At 60.4% G+C, this 5,153-nt stretch carries 2 rRNA genes; both read right to left on the bottom strand.

The annotated features are described in order from the left end of the window. Positions 1-25 precede the first annotated feature (25 nt). A 23S ribosomal RNA gene (locus tag ACI79D_RS24835) occupies positions 26-3,160 on the bottom strand. 448 nt (positions 3,161-3,608) lie between these two features. After that, positions 3,609-5,129 (bottom strand): 16S ribosomal RNA (locus ACI79D_RS24840). Together the 16S and 23S rRNA genes form the textbook arrangement of a ribosomal RNA operon. Between the last annotated feature and the right edge of the window lie 24 nt (positions 5,130-5,153).

The following is a 5,153-nucleotide window of genomic DNA, read 5'->3' on the forward strand; positions in this document are numbered from 1 at the left end:
GTGTCAAGGGGGTCGTGATAGGTGTGTGGTCAAGCCCTCGGCCTGTTAGTACCGGTCAGCTGCACGCCTTGCGGCGCTTCCACCTCCGGCCTATCAACCCGCTGGTCTGGGCGGGGGCCTTACCCGGTTGTTCCGGTGAGAGACCTCATCTTGAAGCGAGCTTCCCGCTTAGATGCTTTCAGCGGTTATCCCTGCCGAACGTAGCCAACCAGCCGTGCACCTGGCGGTACAACTGGCACACCAGAGGTTCGTCCGTCCCGGTCCTCTCGTACTAGGGACAGCTCTTCGCAAGTCTCTTACGCGCACGGCGGATAGGGACCGAACTGTCTCACGACGTTCTAAACCCAGCTCGCGTACCGCTTTAATGGGCGAACAGCCCAACCCTTGGGACCTACTCCAGCCCCAGGATGCGACGAGCCGACATCGAGGTGCCAAACCATCCCGTCGATATGGACTCTTGGGGAAGATCAGCCTGTTATCCCCGGGGTACCTTTTATCCGTTGAGCGACACCGCTTCCACATGCCGGTGCCGGGTCACTAGTCCCAGCTTTCGCTCCTGCTCGACCCGTCGGTCTCACAGTCAAGCTCCCTTGTGCACTTGCACTCGACACCTGATTGCCAACCAGGCTGAGGGAACCTTTGGGCGCCTCCGTTACATTTTGGGAGGCAACCGCCCCAGTTAAACTACCCACCTGACACTGTTCCTGATCCGGATCACGGACCGAGGTTAGACATCCAATTCGACCAGAGTGGTATTTCAACGGCGACTCCACGAACACTGGCGTGCCCGCTTCACAGTCTCCCACCTATCCTACACAAGCCGAACCGAACACCAATATCAAGCTGTAGTGAAGGTCCCGGGGTCTTTCCGTCCTGCCGCGCGTAACGAGCATCTTTACTCGTAGTGCAATTTCGCCGAGCCTGTGGTTGAGACAGCTGAGAAGTCGTTACGCCATTCGTGCAGGTCGGAACTTACCCGACAAGGAATTTCGCTACCTTAGGATGGTTATAGTTACCACCGCCGTTTACTGGCGCTTGAGTTCTGAGCTTCGCCCCGAAGAGCTAACCCGTCCCCTTAACGTTCCAGCACCGGGCAGGCGTCAGTCCGTATACATCGTCTTACGACTTCGCACGGACCTGTGTTTTTAGTAAACAGTCGCTTCTCACTGGTCTCTGCGGCCGGCCGCCGCTGCCCCGCGCAAGGCGGATGACGGTAACCGGCCCCCCTTCTCCCGAAGTTACGGGGGCATTTTGCCGAGTTCCTTAACCACAGTTCGCTCGATCGCCTCGGTATTCTCTACCTGACCACCTGAGTTGGTTTGGGGTACGGGCCGCTCGGAACTCGCTAGAGGCTTTTCTCGGCAGCATAGGATCATCCCATTCGCCTCAATCGGCTATGCGTCAGGCCTCACCCTCGTGCGCCACGGATTTGCCTATGGCGCGGGCCACACCCTTGCACCGGTACTACCACTCACCGGTGGGACTACCTTCCTGCGTCACCCCATCGCTTGCCTACTACCAGTCCGGATCCCGCGCTACTCCCCACCTGCCGCACAAGTGCGCCAGGCGGGTTTGGGGCGGTTAGCATCGCTGGGTTCGGCATGGGCGTTCCTTCGCGGGTACGGGAATATCAACCCGTTGTCCATCGACTACGCCTGTCGGCCTCGCCTTAGGTCCCGACTCACCCTGGGCGGATTAGCCTGGCCCAGGAACCCTTGGTCTTCCGGCGGGGGAGGTTCTCACTCCCCTCTCGCTACTCATGCCTGCATTCTCACTCGCGTGGCGTCCACGGCTGGATTGCTCCGCCGCTTCCCTCGCCACGCGACGCTCCCCTACCCATCCCAGCCCCTGGCCGGCCACCTCGAGGGCGACCGACGGGGTGTTGCTGGAATGCCACGGCTTCGGCGGTGTGCTTGAGCCCCGCTACATTGTCGGCGCGGAACCACTTGACCAGTGAGCTATTACGCACTCTTTCAAGGGTGGCTGCTTCTAAGCCAACCTCCTGGTTGTCTCTGCGATCCCACATCCTTTTCCACTTAGCACACGCTTGGGGGCCTTAGCCGATGATCTGGGCTGTTTCCCTCTCGACTACGAACCTTATCGCCCGCAGTCTCACTGCCGCGCTCTCACTTACCGGCATTCGGAGTTTGGTTGACGTCAGTAACCTTGTGGGGCCCATCGGCCATCCAGTGCTCTACCTCCGGCAAGAAACACGCGACGCTGCACCTAAATGCATTTCGGGGAGAACCAGCTATCACCGAGTTTGATTGGCCTTTCACCCCTACCCACAGCTCATCCCCCAGGTTTTCAACCCTGGTGGGTTCGGTCCTCCACGCGGTCTTACCCGCGCTTCAACCTGGCCATGGGTAGATCACTCGGCTTCGGGTCTAGAGCACGCGACTGGATGGCGCCCTGTTCGGACTCGCTTTCGCTACGGCTGCCCCTCACGGGTTAACCTCGCCACGTACCGCTAACTCGCAGGCTCATTCTTCAAAAGGCACGCAATCACCGCCGCACACGAGGTGCGATTCACGGCTCTCACGGCTTGTAGGCACACGGTTTCAGGTACTATTTCACTCCCCTCCCGGGGTACTTTTCACCTTTCCCTCACGGTACTTGTCCGCTATCGGTCACCAGGGAGTATTCAGGCTTAGCGGGTGGTCCCGCCGGATTCACACCGAATTTCACGGGCTCGGTGCTACTTGGGAGCAAGCTCGGGAGGATCCGCGTTTTCGTGTACGGGGCTGTCACCCTCTACGGCGACCCCTTCCAGAGGCCTTCCACTAACGACAGATCTTTATCACTCCCCGCACGTCCGGCAGCACGTGCAGAACTGTCCCACGACCCCGCCTCCACAACCCCTGCCGGGTATCACATGGAAACGGTTTAGCCTTCTCCGCTTTCGCTCGCCACTACTCACGGAATCACGGTTGTTTTCTCTTCCTGTGGGTACTGAGATGTTTCACTTCCCCACGTTCCCTCCGCACGCCCTATGTGTTCAGGCGCGGGTCACACCACATGACTGGTGCGGGGTTTCCCCATTCGGACATCCTCGGATCAACGCTCGGTTGGCAGCTCCCCGAGGCTTATCGCAGCCTCCTACGTCCTTCATCGGCTCCTGGTGCCCAGGCATCCACCGTGTGCCCTTAACAACTTGGCCACACAACTACACGATCCACTTGCCACCGGATCGCGCCCTACAAACAAACAAAGAAGATGCTCGCGTCCACTGTGCAGTTCTCAACGTCCCACCGGCGACACCCTCCCCCACCGCCCCGCCGAACCCCACGCGAAGCGCGGGTGGTACGAGAACCGGGAAGGCCCCGACAAGGAAACCCACCCCCCACACCCATCCGGGCGCCGGGGGTCCGCTCCCTCAGGACCCAACAGCGTGCCTACGACCCGCCCCCGCGCACCGCTCCGTTCCCCGCCCCCACACTGGGGGGCCGTACTAGGAGCAGCACCACGGCTGCCGGCCGAACTGGTCAGCGTTCCACCCTCGAGCACCACCCCGAACACCCGCGGCCACCCGGAGATGGGCGACCGTCCACGGTCCGAGCGCGGCTTCTGGGCCGACCAGACACGTCTGGCCGGCCAGTGCTCCTTAGAAAGGAGGTGATCCAGCCGCACCTTCCGGTACGGCTACCTTGTTACGACTTCGTCCCAATCGCCGATCCCGCCTTCGACGGCTCCCTCCCACAAGGGGTTGGGCCACCGGCTTCGGGCGTTACCGACTTTCGTGACGTGACGGGCGGTGTGTACAAGGCCCGGGAACGTATTCACCGCAGCGTTGCTGATCTGCGATTACTAGCGACTCCAACTTCATGGGGTCGAGTTGCAGACCCCAATCCGAACTGAGACCGGCTTTTTGGGATTCGCTCCACCTCGCGGTATCGCAGCCCTTTGTACCGGCCATTGTAGCATGTTTGCAGCCCTAGACATAAGGGGCATGATGATTTGACGTCATCCCCACCTTCCTCCGAGTTGACCCCGGCAGTCTCCCATGAGTCCCCGCCATTACGCGCTGGCAACATGGAACGAGGGTTGCGCTCGTTGCGGGACTTAACCCAACATCTCACGACACGAGCTGACGACAACCATGCACCACCTGTGCACGGCCCTTACGGACCCCGCATCTCTGCGAGATTTCCGTGCATGTCAAGCCTAGGTAAGGTTCTTCGCGTTGCATCGAATTAAGCAACATGCTCCGCCGCTTGTGCGGGCCCCCGTCAATTCCTTTGAGTTTTAGCCTTGCGGCCGTACTCCCCAGGCGGGGCGCTTAATGCGTTAGCTGCGGCACGGAGACCGTGGAATGGCCCCCACACCTAGCGCCCAACGTTTACGGCGTGGACTACCAGGGTATCTAATCCTGTTCGCTCCCCACGCTTTCGCTCCTCAGCGTCAGTTGTTGCCCAGAGACCCGCCTTCGCCACCGGTGTTCCTCCTGATATCTGCGCATTTCACCGCTACACCAGGAATTCCAGTCTCCCCTGCAACACTCAAGTCTGCCCGTATCGACTGCAGGCCTGGAGTTGAGCTCCAGGTTTTCACAGCCGACGCGACAAACCGCCTACGAGCTCTTTACGCCCAATAATTCCGGACAACGCTTGCACCCTACGTATTACCGCGGCTGCTGGCACGTAGTTGGCCGGTGCTTCTTCTGCTCCTACCGTCACTTGCGCTTCGTCGGAGCTGAAAGAGGTTTACAACCCGAAGGCCGTCATCCCCCACGCGGCGTCGCTGCGTCAGGCTTTCGCCCATTGCGCAATATTCCCCACTGCTGCCTCCCGTAGGAGTCTGGGCCGTGTCTCAGTCCCAGTGTGGCCGGTCACCCTCTCAGGCCGGCTACCCGTCGTCGCCTTGGTAGGCCACTACCCCACCAACAAGCTGATAGGCCGCGGGCCCATCCCCAGCCGGAAACCCTTTCCACCACCAGACCATGCGGTCAGCGGTCACATCCGGTATTAGCCCCAATTTCTTGGAGTTATCCCAGAGCCGGGGGCAGGTTGCCCACGTGTTACTCACCCGTTCGCCACTGATCCCCTCCCGAAGAAGGTTCACCGTTCGACTTGCATGTGTTAAGCACGCCGCCAGCGTTCGTCCTGAGCCAGGATCAAACTCTCCGTAGATGAATTTGCATCCGGGCGAGAACC

The sequence above is a fragment of the Geodermatophilus sp. SYSU D00708 genome (genome assembly GCF_054050115.1).